This is a genomic window from Pseudomonas sp. LRP2-20 (genome assembly GCF_024349685.1).
GTDB lineage: Bacteria > Pseudomonadota > Gammaproteobacteria > Pseudomonadales > Pseudomonadaceae > Aquipseudomonas.
On sequence record NZ_AP025944.1, the window covers coordinates 4,117,455 to 4,140,130 of the forward strand.

General features: G+C 65.0%; 20 protein-coding genes and 1 tRNA gene. 8 read left to right on the top strand and 13 right to left on the bottom strand.

Translation table 11 applies throughout. The features are described 5' to 3' along the window. Window positions 1-52: 52 nt before the first annotated feature. Together OCX61_RS18430 and OCX61_RS18435 are read left to right on the top strand one after the other, a co-directional pair. Window positions 53-574, top strand: coding sequence for a DUF4880 domain-containing protein (locus tag OCX61_RS18430; protein WP_261940818.1), 522 nt, complete (start codon window positions 53-55; stop codon window positions 572-574). A gap of 74 nt (window positions 575-648) precedes the next feature. After that, a complete protein-coding gene (locus tag OCX61_RS18435; protein ID WP_261940819.1) occupies window positions 649-1,797 on the top strand; it encodes a M14 family metallopeptidase in 1,149 nt (382 codons plus the stop codon). A 118-nt stretch (window positions 1,798-1,915) separates the two neighbouring features. Here OCX61_RS18435 and OCX61_RS18440 read toward each other — a convergent pair whose 3' ends face one another. Genes OCX61_RS18440 through OCX61_RS18470 form a run of 7 tightly spaced genes read right to left on the bottom strand, consistent with a single transcriptional unit; the run spans window position 1,916 to window position 8,261 of the window. Next, entirely contained in the window at window positions 1,916-2,875 is a 960-nt protein-coding gene (locus tag OCX61_RS18440) for a Csu type fimbrial protein (RefSeq protein WP_261940820.1), read from the bottom strand. After that, window positions 2,872-5,265 (bottom strand): fimbria/pilus outer membrane usher protein, encoded by a 2,394-nt coding sequence (locus tag OCX61_RS18445; RefSeq protein ID WP_410011082.1) that lies wholly within the window; start codon window positions 5,263-5,265, stop codon window positions 2,872-2,874. Before OCX61_RS18445 ends, OCX61_RS18440 begins: the two co-directional genes overlap by 4 nt. Window positions 5,266-5,277: 12 nt before the next feature. Continuing rightward, window positions 5,278-6,054 carry a fimbrial biogenesis chaperone gene (locus tag OCX61_RS18450; protein ID WP_261940822.1) on the bottom strand — a complete coding sequence of 259 codons (777 nt, stop codon included), beginning with the start codon at window positions 6,052-6,054 and terminating at the stop codon, window positions 5,278-5,280. Between the two features lie 40 nt (window positions 6,055-6,094). After that, entirely contained in the window at window positions 6,095-6,598 is a 504-nt protein-coding gene (locus tag OCX61_RS18455) for a Csu type fimbrial protein (protein ID WP_261940823.1), read from the bottom strand. A 15-nt stretch (window positions 6,599-6,613) separates the two neighbouring features. Beyond that, window positions 6,614-7,147, bottom strand: coding sequence for a Csu type fimbrial protein (locus tag OCX61_RS18460; protein ID WP_261940824.1), 534 nt, complete (start codon window positions 7,145-7,147; stop codon window positions 6,614-6,616). 19 nt (window positions 7,148-7,166) lie between these two features. After that, entirely contained in the window at window positions 7,167-7,703 is a 537-nt protein-coding gene (locus tag OCX61_RS18465) for a Csu type fimbrial protein (RefSeq protein WP_261940825.1), read from the bottom strand. Window positions 7,704-7,733: 30 nt separating this feature from the next. Beyond that, a complete protein-coding gene (locus OCX61_RS18470) occupies window positions 7,734-8,261 on the bottom strand; it encodes a Csu type fimbrial protein (RefSeq protein ID WP_261940826.1) in 528 nt (175 codons plus the stop codon). A gap of 270 nt (window positions 8,262-8,531) precedes the next feature. Between OCX61_RS18470 and OCX61_RS18475 the strand changes: the two genes are divergently transcribed. The 3 genes from OCX61_RS18475 to OCX61_RS18485 are packed head-to-tail and all read left to right on the top strand — an operon-like array spanning window position 8,532 to window position 13,658. Further along, entirely contained in the window at window positions 8,532-10,781 is a 2,250-nt protein-coding gene (locus OCX61_RS18475) for an ATP-binding protein (protein WP_261940827.1), read from the top strand. A gap of 14 nt (window positions 10,782-10,795) precedes the next feature. Continuing rightward, window positions 10,796-11,257, top strand: a complete 462-nt coding sequence (locus tag OCX61_RS18480; protein WP_079227241.1) for a response regulator — start codon at window positions 10,796-10,798, stop codon at window positions 11,255-11,257. A 13-nt stretch (window positions 11,258-11,270) separates the two neighbouring features. Then, window positions 11,271-13,658 carry a hybrid sensor histidine kinase/response regulator gene (locus OCX61_RS18485; RefSeq protein ID WP_261940828.1) on the top strand — a complete coding sequence of 796 codons (2,388 nt, stop codon included), beginning with the start codon at window positions 11,271-11,273 and terminating at the stop codon, window positions 13,656-13,658. A 270-nt stretch (window positions 13,659-13,928) separates the two neighbouring features. Here the strand turns inward: OCX61_RS18485 and OCX61_RS18490 are convergent. Then, window positions 13,929-14,003 (bottom strand) — tRNA-Gln (locus OCX61_RS18490). 271 nt (window positions 14,004-14,274) lie between these two features. Between OCX61_RS18490 and OCX61_RS18495 the strand changes: the two genes are divergently transcribed. Beyond that, window positions 14,275-14,517: a hypothetical protein gene (locus OCX61_RS18495; RefSeq protein WP_012271609.1), complete on the top strand. Its 243-nt coding sequence runs from the start codon at window positions 14,275-14,277 to the stop codon at window positions 14,515-14,517. A 1-nt stretch (window position 14,518) separates the two neighbouring features. Here OCX61_RS18495 and OCX61_RS18500 read toward each other — a convergent pair whose 3' ends face one another. Then, on the bottom strand, window positions 14,519-14,944 hold the full coding sequence (locus OCX61_RS18500) for a DUF1810 domain-containing protein (protein WP_261940829.1): 426 nt from the start codon (window positions 14,942-14,944) through the stop codon (window positions 14,519-14,521). A gap of 156 nt (window positions 14,945-15,100) precedes the next feature. Here OCX61_RS18500 and zapE point away from each other — a divergent pair, with 156 nt between their 5' ends. Next, window positions 15,101-16,186 carry a cell division protein ZapE gene (gene zapE / locus OCX61_RS18505; protein ID WP_261940830.1) on the top strand — a complete coding sequence of 362 codons (1,086 nt, stop codon included), beginning with the start codon at window positions 15,101-15,103 and terminating at the stop codon, window positions 16,184-16,186. Between the two features lie 95 nt (window positions 16,187-16,281). On the opposite strand, the gene OCX61_RS18510 is transcribed toward zapE, so the two are convergent. Next, window positions 16,282-18,171, bottom strand: a complete 1,890-nt coding sequence (locus OCX61_RS18510; RefSeq protein WP_261940831.1) for a propionyl-CoA synthetase — start codon at window positions 18,169-18,171, stop codon at window positions 16,282-16,284. 180 nt (window positions 18,172-18,351) lie between these two features. On the opposite strand from OCX61_RS18510, the gene OCX61_RS18515 reads away from it, so the two are divergent. Then, window positions 18,352-19,218, top strand: coding sequence for a LysR family transcriptional regulator (locus OCX61_RS18515; RefSeq protein WP_261940832.1), 867 nt, complete (start codon window positions 18,352-18,354; stop codon window positions 19,216-19,218). Here the strand turns inward: OCX61_RS18515 and OCX61_RS18520 are convergent. From OCX61_RS18520 to OCX61_RS18530, 3 genes are all read right to left on the bottom strand, one after another. Beyond that, window positions 19,192-20,349 carry an HPP family protein gene (locus OCX61_RS18520; RefSeq protein WP_261940833.1) on the bottom strand — a complete coding sequence of 386 codons (1,158 nt, stop codon included), beginning with the start codon at window positions 20,347-20,349 and terminating at the stop codon, window positions 19,192-19,194. The genes OCX61_RS18515 and OCX61_RS18520 overlap by 27 nt on opposite strands. A gap of 342 nt (window positions 20,350-20,691) precedes the next feature. After that, a complete protein-coding gene (locus tag OCX61_RS18525) occupies window positions 20,692-22,011 on the bottom strand; it encodes an ATP-binding protein (protein WP_261940834.1) in 1,320 nt (439 codons plus the stop codon). Then, entirely contained in the window at window positions 22,008-22,676 is a 669-nt protein-coding gene (locus tag OCX61_RS18530; protein WP_261940835.1) for a response regulator transcription factor, read from the bottom strand. Before OCX61_RS18530 ends, OCX61_RS18525 begins: the two co-directional genes overlap by 4 nt.

Here is a 22,676-nt window from a genome sequence, read left to right on the forward strand (position 1 = left end):
TTTCTGCATCACGGACGATGCCCCCACCCTACCCTCGAGCAAGGAGCTGTCCATGAGCCGTCTGCTGCTGCCCCTTGAGCACTCCACGCCTGCCAGCGAGCATGCTACCGAGCATGAGCGGCTGTACGCACTCAAGCGCCTGCCCCGGCGCGTGCAGCAAGTGTTCCTGCTCAACCGCCTCGATCAGCTGGATTTTGCCAGCATTGCCAAGCGCCTCGACCTCCCGCTGCTCAGCGTCGAACGCAACATGAACCAGGCCCTGCAGGTGGCGCAACCTCACGGGGATGCGTTGGCCAGTGTCGCGGGGCAATGGTATGTGCGGTTGCAGAGCCCTGACGTGACCTCGTGCGAGCGCATCGATTTTCGCCGTTGGCTGGATGCGGCACCTGCACACCTGCAGGCGTTTCACGATACCGAGCTGCGCTGGCGCAGCCTGCTCGCCCCGGCGCGGGAGCTGGGGCTCGATGGCTGGTATCGGCACGGGCGTGCGGCGATCTCGGTTGGAGGGTGTTCGGTGGCAGTCGGGCTGGGTGTGGCGGCAGCGCTGCTGTTTGCGCTATTGGGCATGACTTGATACCCATTGGCAACGCAGCAACCTTGCCAAGCGGTGTACAGTAGCCGTCACAACAATGCCTAAGGAGTCTGGCAATGACCGTGACGCTGTCCCCCCTGCAAATCGACTGCGATTTCGATTCCGGCAACATCCAGGTCCTGGATGCCAGCAACCCGGCCCAGGTGCACCTGGCCATCCGCCCCGATACCCATAGCGGCCACTTCCAGTGGTTCCACTTCAAGGTCAGCGGCCTCACGCCGGGTCAGGTCCATCGCTTCAGCCTGGACAACGCCAGCGAGTCTTCCTACAAGAACGCCTGGAACGGCTACAACGCCGTGGCCTCCTACGACCAGCAGACCTGGTTCCGCGTGCCGAGCCAGTTCGATGGCAAGGCGCTGTCGTTCGAACTCAAGGCCGAGCAGGGGCAAGTCTGGTTCGCCTACTTCGAGCCCTACCCGCGCGCGCGCCACAACCAGCTGATCGAGCGGGCCCAGCAGATCCCGGGCGTCGAGTTGCTGGCCCACGGGCGCAGCGTGCAAGGCCGGGATATTCCGCTGCTGCGTGCCGGCGATGGCGCTACAGGCAAGCGCAAGCTGTGGCTGATCGCCCAGCAGCACCCAGGCGAGCACATGGCCGAGTGGTTCATGGAGGGGGTGATCGACCGGCTGCAAGGCAATGACCCGACGGTTCAGAAACTACTGGAAAAGGCCGACCTGTATCTGATCCCGAACATGAACCCGGATGGCGCCTTCCTTGGCCACCTGCGCACCAACTTCAAGGGCAAGGACCTGAACCGGGCCTGGCAGGATGCCAGTGTCGAACTCAGCCCGGAGGTGTTCTTTGCCCAGGCGCAGATGAAGCAGTACGGTGTGGATGCGTTCATCGATGTGCATGGCGATGAGGAAATTCCCCATGTGTTCACGGCGGCCTGCGAGGGTAACCCGGGGTATACGCCACGGCTGGCCAAGCTGGAAGAACAGTTCCGCACGACCTTGTGCAGTGTGACCAAGGATTTCCAGACGAAGCATGGCTATACCCGGGACGAGCCAGGTCAGGCGAATACCACGCTGGCGTGCAATGCGGTGGGCATGGCGTATGACTGCCTGTCGCTGACCCTGGAGATGCCGTTCAAGGACCATGACGATGCGCCGGAGCCAGTGGCCGAATGGTCGGGGGCGCGGTCCAAGGCCTTGGCCGGCGCGGTGCTGGAGACCTTGCTGAAGATGGTTGGCGATCTGCGCTGAGCAGGCCCGCCCTCTTCGCGGGCAAGCCAGCTCCCACAGGATCGCCACAGCCTCGAACATTGTGCAATTCCTGTGGGAGCGAGCTTGCCCGCGAAAGGGCCGATACCGGATTGCACTGTCAGAACTGCACATCCAGAATCACATTGTCGAGGTAACTCGCCGCCGGCGGTGTGGCCTGGTCGGTGTAGACCTTGGCGTTGTAGTTGAACAGCTGGCTGCCCGTCCCGGTGCCGTTGCCGGGGTTCACATCGGCATCGCTGCTCGAGCGCCTGGCAGTGGTCAGCGAGCCCCAGCGCACGGTACTGGCACTCTTGAAGATGTCATAGGCCAGGTAGTTGCCCGCCGCCGACTTCATCCGCCGCCGCCCGCCCGACACGTTCTCCCCATCATTCAGGCCCACCGTGTAGGCACTGCCCTTGGTGCACGACAGGGTCACGCTCTGGCTCACCGTGCCGAACCCGGCCACCACCGGCGCGCTGGCGAAGCTGATGTTGGGCGTGGTGATCTGGCAGTCGTTGGTCACGGTCAAGGTAACGACCAGCGTCTGGCTACCTGAACCGATGTCACGACCAAGACAGATGGCTCCAACACCGATGCCGGAGCAATAGTCCCAGCTCCAGGCCACATTCAATGTTTCCGTATACACCCCGGCAGCGACGTTGCTGCCTATGATCGTGCGCATGTACAGCGGGACGGTCTTGGGCGTGCTGCTGCCGAGCAGGCCAAGGAGATCGAGGATGCTGTTGCGGGCGAAGTCGAAGGCCACGCCTCGGGTGATCGGGTAGCTGGAGCTGTTGGTGGCGTACAGGGTGTAACTGATGATATCCCCGGTGGGGCCGACCAGGCCGCTGGTGGTTGAGGTGATGGTGGCGTAGACGTGGTCGGTGGAGGTCAGCACGCTCAGCAGCGAGCCGGTGCATTGCAGGCCTGAGTTGGTGGTCGAGGCCGCCTGGCTCGTGGTCCGCACCAGCGTCGAATTGACACTGCCAAAGCTCGCCGGGGCAGTGGCCACCGACGAGCACAAGGCCCAGGCTGAGCCGGTGGGCAACAACAGCAAGGCACAACACAAGCGCTTCATCGGCACACCAGCGGGCCAATCAACGGCACCGAACCTTGCGCATCGGGCAAGTCGAACTCGACCTGGCATTGCCCTCCTCCTTCCACCATCACGTGCAGGCGGTTATGTGGCGACAGGTTCTCCAGGTACACCAGGCCGTCCCAACCGACCACGGCCTGGCTGCCGCTCTCCTGGTGGCTGACCCTGCTGCCGAGTTTCAGCGGCTGTTGTTTGGCGTCTACCAGCTCGATGCTTGCCGCCAGCACCCGCTTGAGCGGGAACTCCAGCAGGTAGCCGCTGCCACGGCGCACAGCCACCCGTTGCTCGACCTCAGCCGCCAGCACATCGGGCGGCAAGCCCATCGGGTCGATTTCATATTTGCCACGGTAGTAGCCGCTGCTATACGGCACCAGCAAGTGGCCGCTGCGGTCGGTGCGGCCGATTTCCTGGTTTTCGTAGCGCACCGGCACGTCGGCGTAGCCGCTGGTGCTGACTACCACGAAGGCATCGTCGATGCGGTTGGCAGCGAATACCCCGGCGTCCATCCACACCAGCGAGCCACTGGCGTCGGCCCAGCGGGTCATCTCGCCGCTGCTGCCGTACACGCCAGCCTGCAACTGCACAGCCTGCAGGCGCCAGGTCAGGTCGGCCTGGCGGTAGGCATCGCGGTCGCCACCGCCAGCGTAGCCAAGGTTGTAGCCGACGCCGCCACCCACCGGCACGGCGCGGCTGTAGTTGACCCGCTGCAGGCTCTCGCCGTCCTTGCTGCGCTCGGTACTCACCGCCAGGGTGCTGCCGAAGTCGAACGGGATCACCACCTGCACCTGCACCGCCCAGTTGCTGTCGCCAACCTCACGGTTGGCCGACAGGTACAGGCTGCTGTTGCCCCACAGCGGCTTGCTCCAGCTCAGGTTGATCAGCCGGGTGCGGGTGCCATCACCGGCGCGAACGTCGAAATAGCCGGCGCCCACGCTGCCGTACTGGTTGAGGTTGACGCTCAGGGTCACCTGCTCGCTGCGCTGGCTCAGCTGCATGTCGGGCGTGTCGACCCGGGTCAGGTCGGCATACTCGCCATGACGTTGCAGACGCTGATAGTTGAAACCGAAACGTTGGCTGTTGTACTGGTAGCCGAGGGCGACCTGGTGGCCCTTCTCGCCATCGAACTGGCTCTGCGCCAAGGCCGCATTGAGCACACCGAACGTGCCCAGGCGCATGTTGCCGCCCAGGCCACCGAGCAGCAGCGACTCGGCGGTCTCGACATGGGTTTCCAGGGTGAAGTTGTCGCTGATGCCGTGGCGCAGGCTGGCCGAGGCAACACCGGGGCCGTAGCCGAAATCTTCCACGGCATAGTCGCGGCGCAGGCTGCCGGCGGCCATCGAGAAGTCCGACAGGCCTTTTTGCAGCAGGCTGCTGGTGACGTAGAACGGCAAGGTCGTGGATACCTGCCGGCCAAGGGCGTCGGTGGTCACCACCACCGCCTCGCCAGCACCGTTGATGAACGGCACGTTGGTCAGGGTGTATGGGCCTGGCTGCAGCTCGGCGGTACTGGACTTGTAGCCATTGATGAACAGATCCAGCGAGGTTGGCACTGCCGCCTCCCCGGCAAAGGCCGGCAAGGGGTAGGTCACCAGGTCCGGACGCGCGCCAAAGTCACGCGACAGCTGTAGGCCGCCTACCCGCACCGAGCTGGTCCAGGGTAATGCCCCAGTGACGAAGTCGCCGGCCTCGTAGGTCAGCAGGCGTTGCTCGTCGGTGAATCGCCAGGTGGTGTCGTAGCGCAGGAAACCCTGGTGGCTTTCGTCGCGCTGCGCACCATTGAACGACTGGCGCCACTGGCCGGTGCTCGAGAACGTGCCCCAGCTGTCGAACAGGCGTAGCTCGTTCCATGCCGCCAGGTAGGCGCCGCCATCATCGGTATCGTTGAGGTAAACGTCGTAGTTGAACAAGGCACCGAAACTGCTGCGCGCCTCGCTGGCAGGGTACAGGCCGCGGTCACCGACCTGCTGGTCCGGCAGCCAGGCCGGTGGCACTTGCAGCAGCAAGCGCTGGTTCTGGCTGTCGTAATCGGTGTGCAAACCTGCCACATCGTCCAATGCCACTTCACCCTGCGGGTCGCCCGGCAGCTTGACGCCCAGGCCGCGCAGCACTTCGCTGTCCAGGAACAAGCGCCCGGCACGCTGCTGCACCGGCACCAGCTCAGCCCTGGGCATCTGGTTCACCAGCAGGTCGAGGTACAGCGTGGCATCGGCGACAGCGGGGGTTTCGCTGGGCGGTGGTGGCAGGTCGTCGGCCAGCGCAAGGCAGGGGCCGAACAAGGTCAGCCCCAGGCACCAGCGGCGCGAAGCCCGCGACAGCCATCTCACGCACGGACTCCGACCATTGCCAGGTCCTCCATGGCCCTTGCCCTTCATTCAGCAGCGGGCTCATTGCCCCTGCCGGATCGCTTCAGCCGTTTCCTGGCCGTTCACCCTCCCCTTGATCACGCTGCCAGCGTTTGGCGTAACCGGTGCCGGCCAGCGCATGCTGGCACCGGGCAACACATAACCGAGCAAGCCTTCGGCCAAGGGCTTGGCCTGGCCGCCGTGCTGCACCACCACATCGGTCAGGCGCGCATGTACCGGGCCGGTATTGCGCATTTCCACATAGGGCTTGCCCTGTACCGTCACCGGGCGCCAGCTGAGTTGCGGCTTGCCGACGCCTTCGGCGTTGCGCTGGCTTTGCGGGTCAGCCTTGCCCCACAGCCCTTCGCCGTAGACGAACAGCGGCACCGAATAGCGCATCTGCAGGCGGATCGCCGCCGTGGTGCCCTGGTTGCCGGCATCAACGGGCAATGGCGAGGGGATTTCGTCGATGATGATGCGGTAGGCCTGCTCCTGGCCGACCGGCGAGCTGCCCGTGCGGGTCAGGCGGATCAGCTGCTTCTGCCCTGGGGGAATGTTGGCCACCGGCGGGCTGCCGATGATTTCGCGTTGGGCCTGGAACTGTTCCTGGTAGTCGCCCTGGCGCCAGGCGAACACCCGGACCTGCAAGCTGGCAGGGGCTGTGCCGCGGTTTTCCAGCCACAGTGCGCCGGCTTTCTGGTCAGCCTCCAATACGGGGTCGATCGGCCAGATCAGCACCGAGGTGGCTGCCCCTGCCGGCAGGCTCGCCAAGAGCAACAAACCGGTCAAACCTTGCGCCCACTTCGCGCCTACCCCCATGCCACTCTCCTTGGTTTCTTTTTCTTGGGTGCTGGTGTACTCACCAACTCACCGATACTTGCACCACATCGGTGTAGGTCCCGGCCGGCAAGGTGCCTGGCAACTGGGTACGGCCATACACCGGCAACTTGATGGCCGTGGCGTCGGTGTAGCTCACCGTCACGCTCTGGCCGATCCCCAGGGCCTGGCTGTAGGCCGCGTCCTGGTACAACTGGTAGGCCAGCACCTGCGTGCCGCCCGTGCGCTTGAGGTTGCGTGTACCACTGGCGCTGTTCTGGCCGCCGTCCAGGCTCATGCTCATGGCCACGCCTGGCGTGCACTGGAAGGTCACCGTGGTCCCCCCCAGCGAGGTACTGAGGGTGCTGGCGGACAGCGCCGACTGGGTGCCGAAATCGAGCACGCCATAGCTGGTCACACCGCCCACCACCAGGCAGCCGGCGACAATCTGCGCGCTCACCTGGAAGGTGCTGCTGGTGGCTGCATCCAGCGACGGCGTCAGCAACACGCCGAACCCCGCCAGGCAGCCGCCGAGCCAGGCACGCATGCAGACGCACATGGCTCAGAACGACAGCTCGACAGCCACCGTGTCGGTGTACGTCCCCGCCGGCAGGCCGGCCTTGCCACGCGCCTGGCCATACAGGTTGACGGTCTGCGCCACGCCAGTGCTGGTCGGCAGGGTGATGGTGCCGTCAATGGCCAGCAACGTGGTGCGCCCGGCATCGGTGTAGAAGTCGTAGGGCACGAAATTGCCGGCGCCGTCGGCCAGCGCACGCGTGCCGCCAGTGGACTGGCCGTCGTGGGACCCGGCGCGCACGCGGATCGCCGGTACCGTGCCGGCCGAACAGAGGATGCTCATGGCACCGCCGCCGCCACCCAGCACCTGGGCGTTGGCGGTGGTGAACAGGGCATCGGTGCTACCGAAGTTGAGGTTACCGAAGTTCAACCCGGTCGTGCCGCTGGCGCCATTGACCTGGCAAGCCGAGGTCAGGGTCAGGGTCGAGGAGATGGTCCCGGTCACCGTGGCGGCCTGGGCATGAGCGGCCATGGTCAGGCCAAGGCCGGCGAGCATGCAGCGGGTGAAAGTCGTTCGCATCGGAGTCTCCTTGCGTCGTTTACCAGTCCAGGGTCACTCTCAGGGTGTCGCGGTACAGCCCGGCCGGCAGCGCGCGCGGTTGCGCCACGACCACGCCGTAGATGGGCACAGGGACCTGCTCGGTACTGCTGATGGTGAAAGCTCTGGCCTGGCCGATGCCGTAGCGGCTGTTGCCACCAGGGTCGACCGCCAGTTGATAAGGGATCATCTCGCGGCCGTTACTCAGCCGACGCACACCATCGTCGCCATTCAGGCCACCGTTGATGCGCACGTTGAATGCCCGCACCTGGGGCGTGCAGCTGATCTGCAGGCTGCCCTGGCCACCCGCCTCGTCGACCCGGGTGCGCAGCGGCGTGTCCCAGTTCGGGCCACGCTGACCGAAATCCATCAGCCCGGGGTTGCCCAGGGTGGCGGGCGGCTGGTCGCCACTGTCGATCTGGCAGGCGGCACTGATCACCAGGCGGGCCTGGATGAAACCGGTGGTGGTGCCATGCGCAACACCACTGGGCAACAGCAGCGGGCCGAGACTGAGCAGCAGGATCGAAGTGCGGTTCATGGCATGACGTCCTTATGCATGGCGGCCTCGCTACCAGGTAACCGTGATCTTGAGCAGGTCGGCGTACTGCCCTGCCTGTGGCATCCAGGCCAGCCTGTCGATTCGCGCGTAGAGCGGCAGCTCGACCGAGCCGCTGCTCGGCACACGTGCGGCATGGGGCTCACCGACCACAACGGGCTCGCGCCAGGCCGCATCGCGGAACAGCCGATAGGGAATCGGCCTGGCATTGGCGTCTTTGCTGGCGAGGAAACGCAGTTCGCCAACACCCCCGTGCTGGCCACCATCGACGCGTACCTGATAAGGCGTGTCGGGGTTGCATTCCAGGCGCGGTGGGCGTTGGCTGAGCAATACGCCACTCAATGGCGCATCCGGGCCGTCCAGACGAGCGACTGCCCCCAGGTCGATCCGACCCAGGGCCTGGGCGCCTGCGTCACGCGGCTGGGTGACCAGCATGCAACCACGCTGCACCAGCACCCGCACCTCGACCAGGAAGTCCGCTGCCACGGCACTGCCGCTCAACAACAGGCCAAACAGCGCGGCCACAAAGCGTTCCGTCACTGGCTGTTCCTTGTTCTTCTATCGTGAATTTCAGCGTAGCAGCAGGTGGCCGAACCGTGATGGCGGGGTGCCATTCTTTTGTGCTAACGACAAAGCGCTAGCGAACCGGCAAGAAATTTCACAACCCAGGCGAACCCCTGGGCCTCCCATGCCTCCAATGGCCATGGGCCGGTAAAGTGGCCAATATTCTGTTACGGTGCCTGGCAGCCAACCGCCGGCAGCAGATGCTCGCGGCAGGCATGGAACAACATGACAGGAGCGTTTCCATTGATGACTGCAGACAATGCGCTCGCCGCAGCCGTGGAGCGCTGTGCCCAGGAGCCGATCCAGATACCCGGCAGCATTCAGCCCCATGGCTTTCTGCTGGTGCTGGATGAGTGCGACCTGCGCATCCTCCAGGCCAGCGAAAACGTCGAACGCTGGCTGGGCGTTCCCGCGCGGGAGCTGATCGGCTGCACCTTCGCCGACGTGGTCAGCGAAAGCTTCGACTTGCGCACCCAGCTCGAGCGGTTGCCGGGCGAAGAAGCATTCCCCTTTCATATCGGCGACGTGCGCTTGCGCCAAGGCGCCCCCTTTGGCGGAACACTGCGCCTGCTGACCCATCGCCACGACCAGGTGCTGATCGCCGAATTCGAACCCTTGCGCCCGCCCACCGATCTGGCCGACCAGGGCGACTACTACCCGTTGGTGCGCGGCTTCGTCAGCAGCCTGCACAATGCCGACAGCCTCGAAGAGCTGCTGCAGCAGTGCGTGGTGCAGGTCAAGCGGGTCACCGGCTTCGGTCGGGTCAAGGCCTACCGCTTCGATGCCGAGGGCAACGGCAAGGTACTGGCCGAACTCGCCGATGCCGGTTACCCGCGCTACCTTGGCCTGTGTTTCCCGGCATCGGACATCCCGCGCCAGGCCCGCGACCTGTACCGGGTCAACCGCATCCGCGTGATCGAAGATGCCAATTACCAGGCCTCCCCGCTGCTGCCAGCGATCAACCCGCGCACCGGCAAACCCCTGGACATGAGTTTCGCCGCCCTGCGCAGCGTGTCGCCGGTGCACCTGCAGTACATGCGCAACATGGGCACCCTGGCGTCGATGTCGCTGTCGATCGTGGTCGATGGCCAGCTCTGGGGCCTGATCTCCTGCCACCACGCGCAGCCACACGCGGTCGAGCTGCGCACCCGCACCGCCTGCGAACTGCTGGCCAGCGTGCTGTCACTGCAGATCGAAAGCCGCGAGTCCCACGCCAGGACCCGGCAGCTGCTCGACTTGCGCCAGCACATCGTGCGCATGATTTCGTCGATGGCCGACCACGACAGTGTCAGCGACGGCCTGCTCGCCCTGCCCGAGGTGCTGCTGGCGTTTGCCGATGCCAGCGGTGCAGCGGTGATTTCTGCCGAACGCTGCGACCTGATCGGCCAGACACCGCCGGCCGCACAAGTCACTGCACTGGTGCACTGGCTGACCCGGCGTGGCGATGAGACGGTGTTCCACAGCGACAACCTGCGCCGTGACATCGATGAGCTGCCAGAGCTCGCGGCCCATGCCGGCGGCGTGCTGGCGGTGGCCATCTCGCAGATCCATTCGCACTACCTGCTGTGGTTCCGCCCGGAGCAGGTGCGCACGGTCAACTGGGCCGGGCGGCCAGACAAGGAAATCGGCCCCCAGGGCGCGCTCAACCCACGGCACAGCTTCGAAACCTGGCAGGAACAGGTGGGTGGCTATTGCGAGCCATGGGACCCGCTGATCATCGAAGGTGTGGTCGAACTGCGCACGGCGGTGCTCGGTATCGTCCTGCGCAAGGCCGAGGAGCTGGCGCAGCTGGCCAATGAACTGCGCCGCTCGAACAAGGAGCTCGAAGCCTTTTCCTACAGTGTGTCCCACGACCTGCGAGCGCCCCTGCGGCACATCGCCGGCTACTCCGAGCTGCTCGGCGAAATCGAAGGGCACGGCCTGAGCGAGCGCGGTCGACGTTTCCTGCAGCACATCGAAGAGGCCGCGAGTTTCGCCGGCAGCCTGGTCGACAACCTGCTCAATTTCTCGCAGATGGGCCGCTCGGCGCTGCGCCTGTCGGATGTCGACCTCAATGCACTGGTCGATACCATCCGCCAGGAACTGGCGCCCGACTACCAGGGCCGCGAAATCGTCTGGGACATCGCGCCGCTGCCCAAGGTGATCGCCGACCCGGCGTTCATCAACATGGCCTTGCACAACCTGATCGCCAACGCCATCAAGTACACCCGTGGCCGTGAACCGGCCCGCATCACGATCCGCGCCCGGCAGCGCCCGGGCGAGACCGAGGTGAGTATCCGCGACAATGGTGTAGGCTTCGACATGGCCTACGCCAACAAGCTGTTCGGGGTGTTCCAGCGCCTGCACCGCATGGAAGACTTCGAAGGCACCGGGATCGGCCTGGCCAGTGTGCGGCGGATCATCGAGCGCCATGATGGCCGGGTCTGGGCCGAAGGCCAAGTCGATCATGGCGCCAGCTTCCACTTCACGCTACCCCGTCACCCTGCCACTACCTGAGGGCCCGTATCAACATGCTCAAGCCTATCCTTCTGGTCGAAGACAACCCCCGGGACCTCGAACTGACGCTCCTGGCCTTGGAGCGCAGCCAGTTGGCCAACGAAGTGATCGTCTTGCGGGACGGCGCCGATGCCCTCGACTACCTGCTGCGGCGCAACGCTTACGCCAATCGCGACGATGGCAACCCGGCGGTCTTGTTGCTGGACCTGAAACTGCCCAAGGTCGACGGCCTGGAAGTGCTCAAGGAAGTGCGCGCCACCGCAGAGCTGCGCAGCATCCCAACGGTGATGCTGACCTCATCGCGTGAAGAGCCTGACCTGCTGCGCGCCTATGAACTGGGAGTCAATGCCTACGTGGTCAAGCCGGTGGAGTTCAAGGAATTCGTCGCGGCGATTTCCGACCTCGGCGTGTTCTGGGCTGTGCTCAACGAGCCGCCACCCGGCTCGCTGCGCCTGAACCGGCGCGGCAGCAACTGAGGCCCACGCAAAGATGTTGCCGACACCGCTCAAATTATTGATGGTCGAAGACAGCTCGATGGACGCCGAGCTGACCCTGATGTGCCTGGAGCGCAGCGGGTTGCAGGTGCAGTCGCAGCTGGTGTTCGACCACGTCGGGTTCGAACATGCCCTGCATCAGGGCAGTTTCGACCTGATCCTGTGCGATTGCGTGTTGCCGGGCTCCTCCGGCACCGACGTGCTGGCCATCGCCCAGCGCTTGGCACCGGATACCCCGTTCATCTTTCTCTCGGGCATCTATGGCGAAGAACATGCGGTGGAAATGATCCGCCTGGGCGCCACCGATTACGTGCTGAAGAAGAACCTGCCGCTGCTGCCCAAGGCCGTGCGCCGGGCCCTCACCGAAGTGCAGGAGCGCCAGCGCCGGCGCCGTGCGGAGGAAGCCCTGGCCGATGTCGAAGCGCGCGCGCGCATTGCCATCAATGCCGCCGGCATGGGCACCTGGGACTTTCGTCCGCAGCAGGGCCAACTGATCTGGGACGACCGCTGCAAGATCCTGTTCGGCTTGCCGGTCGATACCGAGATGAATCTGCAGGTGTTCTATGCCGGCATCTACCCCGACGACCTGCCGAAGGTACGCGAAGCCGTCGAGCAAGCCATGCGCACGGACAGTGACGGCCTCTACCGGGTCGAGTTCCGCATCGCCCAACCCAACGGCCTGGAGCCGCGCTGGTTGCTCAGTAGCGGCCAGTCACAGTTCGTCGACGGCCAGTGCACGCGTTTTACCGGCGTACTGCAGGACATCCATACTCAGCGCCAGGCAACCCAGGCGCTCAGGCAGCTCAACGAGATGCTCGGCGAACGGGTCGAGCGCCGTACCCGTGAGCGCGACCGCGCCTGGGAGCTGTCCCAGGACTTGCTCGCGGTGCTCAACAAGGACCTGACCCCGGTAGCCCTCAACCCGGCCTGGGAGGCCAGCCTGGGTTTTTCCCGCGAGCGCCTGAGCCAGACTTCGCTGCTGCACCTGCTGCCCGAGACGGATCAGCAAGCCTTGCTCACCGAGCTGGCCGCCCTCGCCCACGGTCGCAGCAGCGCACGCTTCGTCGGCCGCATCCAGCATGCCAGCGGCCAGTTGCGCTGGCTGTCCTGGGTGGTGGTGCCGGAAGACACCCTGCTCTACGTAGTGGCGCGGGATATCACCAGCGAGCGGGAAACCGCCCTCGGCCTGGCCGAAGCCAATACCCGCCTGCGTGAACAGATCACCGAGCGCGAACGCATCGAGGCGGCGCTGCAGCAGATGCAGCGGCTGGAGGCCGTCGGCCAGCTCACCGCTGGGGTCGCCCACGACTTCAACAACCTGCTCACCGTGATCCTCACCGGCGCCAGCTTCCTTGAACGCGACCTGGCCAAGGGTGACCTGGACAAGGCCCGCAGCCGCCTGACGCACATCCGCGAGGCCGGTGACCGCGGCGCCAAGCTGACCTCGCAGCTGCTTGCCTTCTCCCGTCGCCAGCGCCTGGAGCCGGTGCCGCTGAACCTGAACCGCACCCTCACCGGCCTGGAAGAACTGTTACGCCGTACCCTTGGCGGCAACATCCTGGTGCGCCTGGACCTGGACCACAGCCTGTGGCAGGCGCTGACCGACCCGACCCAGACCGAAATGATCATCCTCAACCTGGCAATCAACGCCCGCGACGCCATGCCCGAAGGCGGCCAGCTGACCCTGTCGACCCGCAACACGCGCATCAAGGCCCGCCCGCAGCGCCCGGAAGACCCCGACCCCGGCGAGTACGTGATGCTGAGCATCCGTGACACCGGCTGCGGCATGAGTGAAGAGGTGCTGGCCAAGGTGTTCGAGCCGTTCTTCACCACCAAGGACATCGGCAAAGGCTCGGGCCTGGGCCTGGCCCAGGTGTTCGGTTTCGCCAAGCAGTCCGGCGGCGGTGTGCGCATCGATACCGAGCCTGGGCATGGTACCCAGGTGGCGGTGTACTTGCCGGCGGTGAAGCAGGAAGTCGCCATCGACCCTGCCCCGCCGCCCGCCATCCATTCGATCGATGACAGTGGCCGGGACCGTACGGTACTGCTGGTGGATGACGATCATCTGGTACGTGACCTGCTCGGTGACGTGCTGCGCCAGTATGGCTACCAGGTACGCCAGGCGCACAACGGGGAGCAGGCGCTGGCTCTGCTGGACGACAGTATCGACCTGCTGCTGACCGACTTTGCCATGCCTGAATTCAACGGCGGGCAACTGGCCCTGGCGGCGCGCGAGCGGCACCCCCGCTTGCCGGTGGTGTTTCTGACCGGCTATGCGGAGCTGGAAGGGCTGGAACTGCCAGGGAGCCTGGTGGTGCAGAAGCCGGTGCAAGCGGAAGAGCTGGCCAGGGTGTTGAATGAACTGCTGCGGGTGCCAGGATAGATCAACTGTGCCTGCACTGGCCTCTCGCGGGTAAATCGGAGCGCCGAACCGCCGCTCCCACAAGTACTGCACTGCCCTCAAGGGCGGTGTTTTCCTTGTGGGAGCAACTGTCTTGCTCACTTTCCAGAATCTGGCGCGATCCCTGTGGGAGCGGCGGTTCGGCGCCCCGACTTGCCCGCGAACAGGCCAGCGCAGGAAACAGAAACGGCAAAATCCAGCGCCGACGTTCATCTGCACTGAAAAAGGAATTAGGTATTTGAAGAGAGAAAATGGCAGGGGCGGCTGGATTCGAACCAACGCATGGCAGGATCAAAACCTGCTGCCTTACCGCTTGGCGACGCCCCTGTATCGGATGCAGCTGATGCTGCTCTGACAATTCCAACTGAGTGACAACTGGGTTGTTGTCTTGGAATGCGCGGCACTTTAACAACAAAGTTTCGGTCTGTGAAGCCCCCATGTGAAAAAAAATGCTTTAAAACAGCAAGTTAGTGTTCGAGGGCCGTTTTCACGGGCCAGCATGGCAACCATCCGTCGTTTTTTCACCGCTGCGCTTCAACACAATCGCATTCCTCCCTTCCAATCAGTAAAGCGAACTGCATTGACCAAGGAGGACCCCATGCCCGTTTCCCACGACCTCTACCAGGACCTGCACTACCCGCGCGAAATCGTTCAGCAGCGCCGCCAGCAGGACAAGGCCCTCGACCGCCTGCTCGACGAGTACATGGACATCGACAACCAGGTGCTGGCCGCCGAATCGATTTCGGCAGGCAATTTCGTCGACGAGGACCTGCGCCATCTCAAGGAACGCCGGTTGGCCGTGAAGTACATGATCGAGCGCCAACTGGAGCGCAAGGCCTGAGCTAACGCTCCAGCAGCGCCAGGGTGCGCATGTCCGGTTCACCGCCGTAGAACTGCACCAGGCCAAGCTGGAACAGCGGATGGTCAGGCGCCGCCTGGCTGAACAGTGTCAGGCAAGAGCGCAGCTTGAGATCGTCGGGGCTGCCGAGGATCTCACGGGCGCTCTTGTCGCTGTGCTGCACCAGGGCAGTCACACAGGCTTCCAGCCTTGGCCCCAGCACAGGATGAGCGAGGTAGGCGCGCGCCTCGTCGATGCCGGACAAGGCATAGCGCTCGGCCATGATGCTGTGGCCCAGGCCGTCCAGCTGCGGGAACACGTACCACATCCAGTGGCTGCGCTTGCGCCCGGCCTGCAGCTGCTGCATGACCTGGTCGTAAACGCGGTCCTGTGCATCGACGAAACGCTCCAGCTCGAAATCGGCAGGCATGGCCGCTGCTCCTCTGTTTTGCACTCCTCCAGCCTACGCCTGTTCGCTCGACCTATCTCGCCAGCCGATCATTGCCCGGCACTTTATCTATTAGTCAAAATGCCCCATCTGGGGCAAGCTGCACGCTGCCCTGCCTTTGCCCAAGGAGCTTAGCTTTTGTCTGCCTGGATCCCTTCCCCGCTGCGCCAGCTCGGCCAGCGCTTGCGCGGCACGTCGTCCAACCAGAGCGAACTGCTCAACTGGTTCGAGGACAAGGCCCACAGCCGCGGCTATCAGCTCAGCGAGGGCCAGCGCCGGGTCATCGACAGTATGGCCGCGCAGCTTGCACAACTGGAGGGTGGCCAGCCTCGCAGCCTCTACCTGTACGGCTCGGTTGGCCGTGGCAAGAGCTGGTTGCTGGATGGCTTTTTCCAGGCGGTACCCGTAGCGGCCAAGCGGCGCCTGCACTTCCACGACTTTTTCGCCCGCCTGCACCAGGGCATGCACCAGCACCGCCTGCTGGACGATGCGCTTGGCGCTACCCTCGATGAGCTGCTGGGCGACTGCCAAGTGCTGTGCTTCGACGAGTTCCATGTGCATGACATCGGCGATGCCATGCTGCTGACCCGGCTGTTCAATGCCCTGTTCGCCCGCGGCATCTTCCTGCTGGTGACGTCCAACTACGCGCCAGAAGGGTTGCTGCCCAACCCGCTGTACCACGAGCGCTTCCTGCCGGTGATCCGCCTGATCAACCGCGCGATGGACGTGCTCGAAGTGGGCGGCGACACGGATTTTCGCAGCCTGCCGGCCAACCGCGAGCACCAGCGTTTCACCCAGGGGCACTATGTGTGGCCGGGCAATGCGGCCCAGCGCCAGGCGCTGAACGTGCCGGATGAGCAGCCGGTGGTGCTGGAGGTGAACAAGCGCCCGTTGCGTGCCTTGGCCATCGATGGCCGGCGGGTGGTGCTGGCCTTTGACGACCTGTGCGAAAAGGCCACGGCTGTGATCGACTACCTGGTGCTGGCCGGGCAGTACGACGAGTGGATCATCGATGGGCTGGATGATCTGGCGCAATGCTCGCTGGCGGCGCAGCAGCGCTTCGTCAACCTGGTGGATGTGCTGTATGACCAGGATCGGCAGGTGACCGTGATCGGGCGCCGGCCACTTGCAGAAAGCCTCGGAGGGCCACTGGCCGACCTGATGCGTACCCGTAGCAGGTTGGGGCAGTTACACCAGATCGGGCCTGACAACGCTATTGCCTGATCGGGCCTCTTCGCGGCTAAAGCCGCTCCTACAGGTACAGCGCTGTCCTTGTAGGAGCGGCTTTAGCCGCGAAGAGGCCGGACCAGGTCAACCCATCAGCCAGCCCTGGGCAGGTCCGCCAGCACCGCCTCGATTTCCCCCAGCACCGCTGGGTCATCCAGGGTCGAAGGCGGCACATAAGCCTGCCCGTCGGCAATCTTGCGCAGCACCGCCCGCAGGATTTTCCCCGACCGTGTCTTGGGCAGCCGCTTTACCAAGCGCACCCGGTTGAAGCACGCCAGCGCGCCGATCTCCTCACGCACACTGCCCACCAGGTCCACCAGCAACTGCGCCTCGGCGATACCCTCGCCATCCTTGAGCACCACCAGCGCCAGCGGCACCTGGCCCTTGATCTCGTCATGCACACCAATCACCGCGCACTCGGCCACCGCCGGGTGGCGTGCGACCAGGTCTTCCATCTCGCCCGTGGACAGGCGGTGCCCGGAGACATTTATCACGTCATCGGTGCGGCCCATGATGTAGACGAAGCCCTCTTCATCCAGGTAGCCGCCGTCACCGGTGTGGTAATAGCCCGGGTAAGTCTGCAGGTAGGCCTGCAGGTAGCGTTCATGGTCGCCCCACAAGGTCTGGCTGCAGCCTGGCGGCAGCGGCAGGGCGATGACGATGGCGCCTTGCTGGTCAGGACCGAGCAGATGCCCGTCATCATCCAGCACGCGCACGTGATAACCCGGCACCGCGCGGTTGCTCGAACCTGGCCGCGCCGCACTGCCCGCCAGCCCCACACATGGCGCGGTCACCGGCCAGCCGGTTTCGGTCTGCCACCAATGGTCGTGCACCGGTTTGCCAGTCACCCGCTCCAACCACTGATGGGTGCTGGAATCGAGCTTTTCCCCGGCCAGGAACAGCTGGCGCAGCGAGCTCAGGTCATGCTTGCGGATCAGCTCGCCGTCCGGGTCTTCCTTGCGGATCGCACGCATCGCGGTCGGCGCGCAGAACAAGGCGTTGACCTGGTACTGCTCGACCACCCGCCAGTACGCCGAGGCGTCCGGCGTGCGGATCGGCTTGCCCTCATAGAACACCGTGGTGCACCCGCTCATCAGTGGCCCGTAGACGATCAGCGAATGGCCGACCACCCAGCCGACATCGGAAATGCCCCACCACACATCGCCAGCCTGCATACCGTAGATATGACGCATCGCATAACAAAGCGCGACGGCGTTGCCACCATTTTCACGGACGATGCCCTTGGGTTTGCCGGTGGTACCGGAGGTGTACATGATGTACAGCGGGTCGCCGGCCTCCAGCGCCACGGGTGCCACCGGTTCGGCATCGGCCAAGGCCTGCTGCCAGTCCAGGTCACGGCCTGGCTGCAGCTGCGCGCGGGCCTGGGGCCTTTGCAGCACCAGCACCTGGCGAGGTTGATGGCGGGCCGCCTGCAGGGCGCGGTCGACCAGCGGCTTGTACTCGATCACCCGGTCGAACTCCAGGCCGCAGGACGCAGTGAGCAACAGCGTCGGCCGGGCATCGTCGATGCGCAGCGCCAGTTCGTTGGCGGCAAAGCCGCCGAACACCACCGAATGCACCGCACCGATCCGCGCGCAGGCGAGCATGGCCATGGCCGCCTGGGGCACCATCGGCATGTAGATGATCACCCCGTCGCCCTTGCCCACACCCAGTTGCCGCAGCAGGCCAGCCAGGCGTGCCACTTCGTCGCGCAGCTGGTTGTAGGTGAATGCCTGTTGGGCACCGGTCACTGGCGAGTCGTAGATCAGCGCCAGTTGCTCGCCACGGCCCAGTTCGATCTGCCGATCAAGGGCCAGGTAACAGCTGTTCAACTGGCCGTCGGCGAACCAGCGGTGGGTGCCGTCGGGGTTATTCTGCAGGGTCAGGGAAGGCTTGCGGTACCAGGCCAGGGATTCGGCCTGTTCGGCCCAGAAGGCAGCAGGGTCGGCAATGGATTGGGCATAGCTGTGCTGGTAGGTCATGGTGGTGAAAACCCGGTACTTGTTGTTATTGAAGGGCGAATAATGAGTATGGCCCGCCACACCGGGGCCGCCATGGGACTAAAGTCACAACGGACCTGCAAATTTGCAGACAGGGCAAAAGCGCCCCACAACAGTGCAAAGCCTCTAGAATAGGCGCCCCTCTCCGCCACAGAGCAGCTCATGGACATCGATCAGGCCCGAACCTTCCTGGAAATCGTGCGTTGCGGCAGCCTGGTCGCCGCCGCCGAACGCCTGTTCGTGTCGCAGACCGCCATCACCGCCCGCGTGCAACGCCTGGAGCAGCAACTGGGCTGCCAGTTGTTCGTACGCAGCCGCAACGGTGCCAGCCTGACCAGTGATGGCGAAGCCTTCGTCAGCTACGCCAACCAGCTGGTGCAGACCTGGGAAGCGGCACGCCGCGACCTGCCGCTGCCCGAAGGCTGCCAGCAGGTGCTGCATGTGGGCGCGGAAGTGAGCCTGGGCAACCCGATGCTGCTCGACTGGGTCGGCGCCTTGCACCGCGAGCTGCCCAGCCATGCCATCCGCAGCGAGGTGAGCGATGGCGAGTCGTTGCTGCGCAAGGTGGAGATGGGCCTGCTCGACGCCGCACTGGTGTACCAGCCGATCTACGGCCCAGGGCTGCAGGTGGAGCAGCTGATGGAAGAAAAGCTGATTCGTGTGCGCCGGGTCGAGCAGCCCGAGCCGTACATCTACATCGACTGGGGCGAAGCTTTCCGCCGCCAGCATGACGCTGCCCTGCCCGACTGCGCGCGCCCGGCGCTGAGTTTCAACCTCGGGCCGTTGGCCCTGCAGTTCATCCTCGACCAGGGCGGTAGCGGGTATTTCCGTACCCGCGTGGTGCAGGCCTACCTGGAAAGCGGCGTGTTCGAGCGGGTGCCACAAGCGCCGGAATTCACCTACCCGACCTACCTGGTCTACCCGCGCAAGCGCGACAGTGATGCCTTGCAGCAGGCCATCGCGGTGCTGCGCCGGCTGGTGGCGGCCGGCGCCAGCGATTGGTCACAACGCTGGGACCCGGTTATCTGAAGCACTGCCAGCGGCACTGAGCAACTGGCGCTTGAGGCCGGCGACCAGGTCGGTCTGGGTGACCACACCCACCAGCTGGTCACCGTCGAGTACCGGCAGGCAGTGCAAGCCCTGCTCGCACAGCAGCGGCAACAGGCGCTCCAGTGGATGCTGGCTGCTGACACTGACCACTCGCCGGTTCATGACCTGCTCCATGCGCACCACCTTGCGGCCGAACAGGCCACGCCAGCTGAACTGGCCGCGCTGCATGGCCGGGCCGACCAGGTCGCTGAGGCTGACGATACCCACCAGCTTGCCCTGCTGCAGCACCGGCAAGGTTTTCAGGTGGTGGCTGGCGAGCATTTTCCAGGCCTGTTCCAGGGTGGTCTGCGGCGAGGCGAACTGCACGTCACGGGACATCACCGCCCCGGCAGTGATGCCGCCGAGGCTGCGTTGCAAGGCGTGCTGCTCGGTGGCGAGGATGATGCGTTCCAGCTCGTCGCGGGTGACGTCGACAAATTCACCCAGCTCTTCCAGCGCCTGGTCCAGGTCGGTGCCGCTGATGCCGACGCGCTCGCTGGGCAGCGGGTCGTGGGTGTGGTGCAGGTCCTTGCGCGGCGCCGCGCCCTTGGGGTAGCGCACACCGGTCAGGCGGTTGTAGATCACCGCCACGCCTACCAGGATCAGCGCATTGAGCAATACCGGCTCCAGCAGGTGGTCGCCCATGGCCGTCAGCCCTGGGTCGGCCAGCACCGCGCTCACCGCCACGCCGCCACCCGGCGGGTGCAGGCAGCGCAGCAGGCACATGACCAGGATCGAGATGCCCAAGGCCGCAGCGGCCACCCATAATTCAGCGCCCAAGCCCTGGCGCATGGCCAGGCCGACCGCACCGGCCAGCGCATAGCTGCCGAGCACTGGCCACGGCTGCGCCAACGGCCCGGAATGCACGGCAAACACCAGCACCGCCGAGGCGGCCAACGGGCCAAGCAGGTGCAGGGCAATGCCCGGGCCATAGGCCAGGCTGGTCAGCCAACCCGCGAGCAGCAGGCCTAGCAACGCGCCGACACCGGCACGCAACCATTCTTTGGGGGGGATATTCAGGGGCGCTGGCAACAACCGCTGCAAACGACGCTCGGAACGCATGGCAGACATACAAGTAATCAGGATCTGTAGTTTTTTTGATTAAAAAGAAAGCCCAGTCGAAGTGGCCTGGGCCTCGTATTGCGGATGCAATATCACAAGGGGCTCCGTCCGTGGAGAGATGGAAACCGCAGGGTTTCGTGGGGGAATTGTGCCGGCCGGCGGAAGATTGGGCTAATTCAAAAAAATGCGGCTGTACTGCAATTTTTTTGCAGTGCCGAGAGGGTCGGGGGCGCTTTGCGCCCCATTCGCGGGGCAAGCCCGCTCCCACAGGATGATCACCAGCCTCCAAGTGTGCGCTGCACTTGTGGGGGCGGGCTTGCCCCGCGAATGGGCCGCGAAGCGGCCCCGGCATTACCGAGCCTTGCGCGGTAACTCGATGCTTACCCGCAATCCGCCCAAGGCACTTTCCAACAACGCCAGGCGCCCGCCCCAAGCCTCGACGATATCGCGCACGATCCCCAGCCCCAGCCCATGTCCATCAACCTGTTCATCCAGCCGCGAGCCGCGCTCCAGCACCTGCAGCCGCTGGCTTTCAGGAATCCCAGGACCATCGTCATCGACCCACAACCGATAGCCCTCGGTGGTCGGCGCAATCCCCAGCCGCACTTCGCTGTCGGCCCACTTGCAGGCGTTGTCCAACAGGTTGCCGAGCAGCTCCAGCACATCTTCACGGTCCCACGGCAACAGCAGCCCCGGCGGCACATCGCGCTCGAGCAGCAGGCCTTCGCCATGGATCATGCCCAAGGTCGCGAGCAAGCCCGGCAGCTCGGCATCGCAATCGAACTGCGCCCCAGGCAAGGCATCGCCTGCCAGGCGCGCTCGGTTCAGCTCACGGGCCAGGCGCTGCTGGATCTGCTCCAGCTGTTCACGCAACTGCGCCTGCACCTCTGGGAGGGCCTTCAAGCGCTCGCTGGACGCCAGGCTGAGCAACACCGCAAGCGGTGTCTTAAGCGCATGGCCGAGGTTGCCCAGGGCATTGCGCGAGCGGCGCAGGCTGTCTTCGGTGTGGCTGAGCAAGTGGTTGATCTGGCCCACCAGGGGCGCCAGCTCGCTGGGCACCTGGGCATCGAGCTGCGAGCGCTGGCCCTGCTGCAGCTGGGCGATCTGCTGGCGCGCGCGTTCCAGCGGGCGCAGCGAGCGGGTGACGGTGATGCGCTGCAGCACCAGCACGATCAGCAACGCCACCAGGCCCATGCCCAGGCCGACCTGCTGCAGCCGACGAAAGCCCTCGCGCACGGGCGAGTAGTCTTGCGCCACGCTGATCGAGATGTTCTGCCCCAGGCGCCGGTAATCGGCGCGCAAGGCCAGCAGTTGCTGCCCCTCCGGGCCCAGCTCGTGGCTATCGGACAACCCCGGCGCGGCCGGTTTGGGCATGTCCAGGTCCCACAGCGAACGCGAGCGCCAGGTGCCCTGGTCGAAATCGATACGGAAGTAGTAACCCGAAAAAGGCCGCTGGTAGGCGGCGGAAATGCGCCGTTCATCCAGCTGCAGGCCATTCGGCCCGCGCACCAATGCCACCAGCAGGTTCTCGCTTTCCTTGCGCAGGCCGTTTTCCAGGTAACGCTGCAAGCCCGCTTCGAACAGCCACAGCGTGAGCTGTGCGAGCACCACTCCCACGACCACCAGCACGGCGACCAGGCCCAGGCTCAGGCGCGCCTGGATCGACTTCATCCGCCGCTCCCGGCGTAGATGTAGCCTTGCCCGCGGCGTGTCTCGATGACGCTGCGGCCCAGCTTGCGCCGCAGGTGGTTGACGTGCACCTCCAGCACGTTGGAATCGCGCTCGGTCTCGCCGTCGTACAGGTGCTCGGCCAGGTGGCTCTTGGACAGGATCTGCTGCGGGTGCAGCATGAAGTAGCGCAACAGGCGAAACTCCGCAGCCGTAAGCTGGACATCGACGCCGTCGCGGCTCACGCACTGGCGGCTTTCATCCAGGTGCAGGCCTGCCGCTTCCAGGGTTGGCTGGTTGGCCAGGCCCCGGGCGCGACGTAGCAACGCCTGAATGCGCAGCTGCAGTTCCTCGGGGTGGAATGGCTTGCTCAGGTAATCGTCGGCACCGGCTTTCAGGCCTTCGATGCGTTCGGCCCACGACCCCCGCGCCGTGAGGATCAGCACCGGCGTGACCAGGCCGCCGGCACGCCACTGCGCCAGCACTTCCAGGCCCGGCAAGCCCGGCAGACCGAGGTCGAGAATGATCAGGTCATAAGGTTCGCTCTGGCCCTGGTACACCGCATCACGGCCATCGGCCAGCCAGTCCACGGCATAGCCCTGGCGCTGCAGGCTGGTGGTCAGTTCGTCGGCCAGGGGCACGTTGTCTTCGACAAGCAGCAGGCGCAT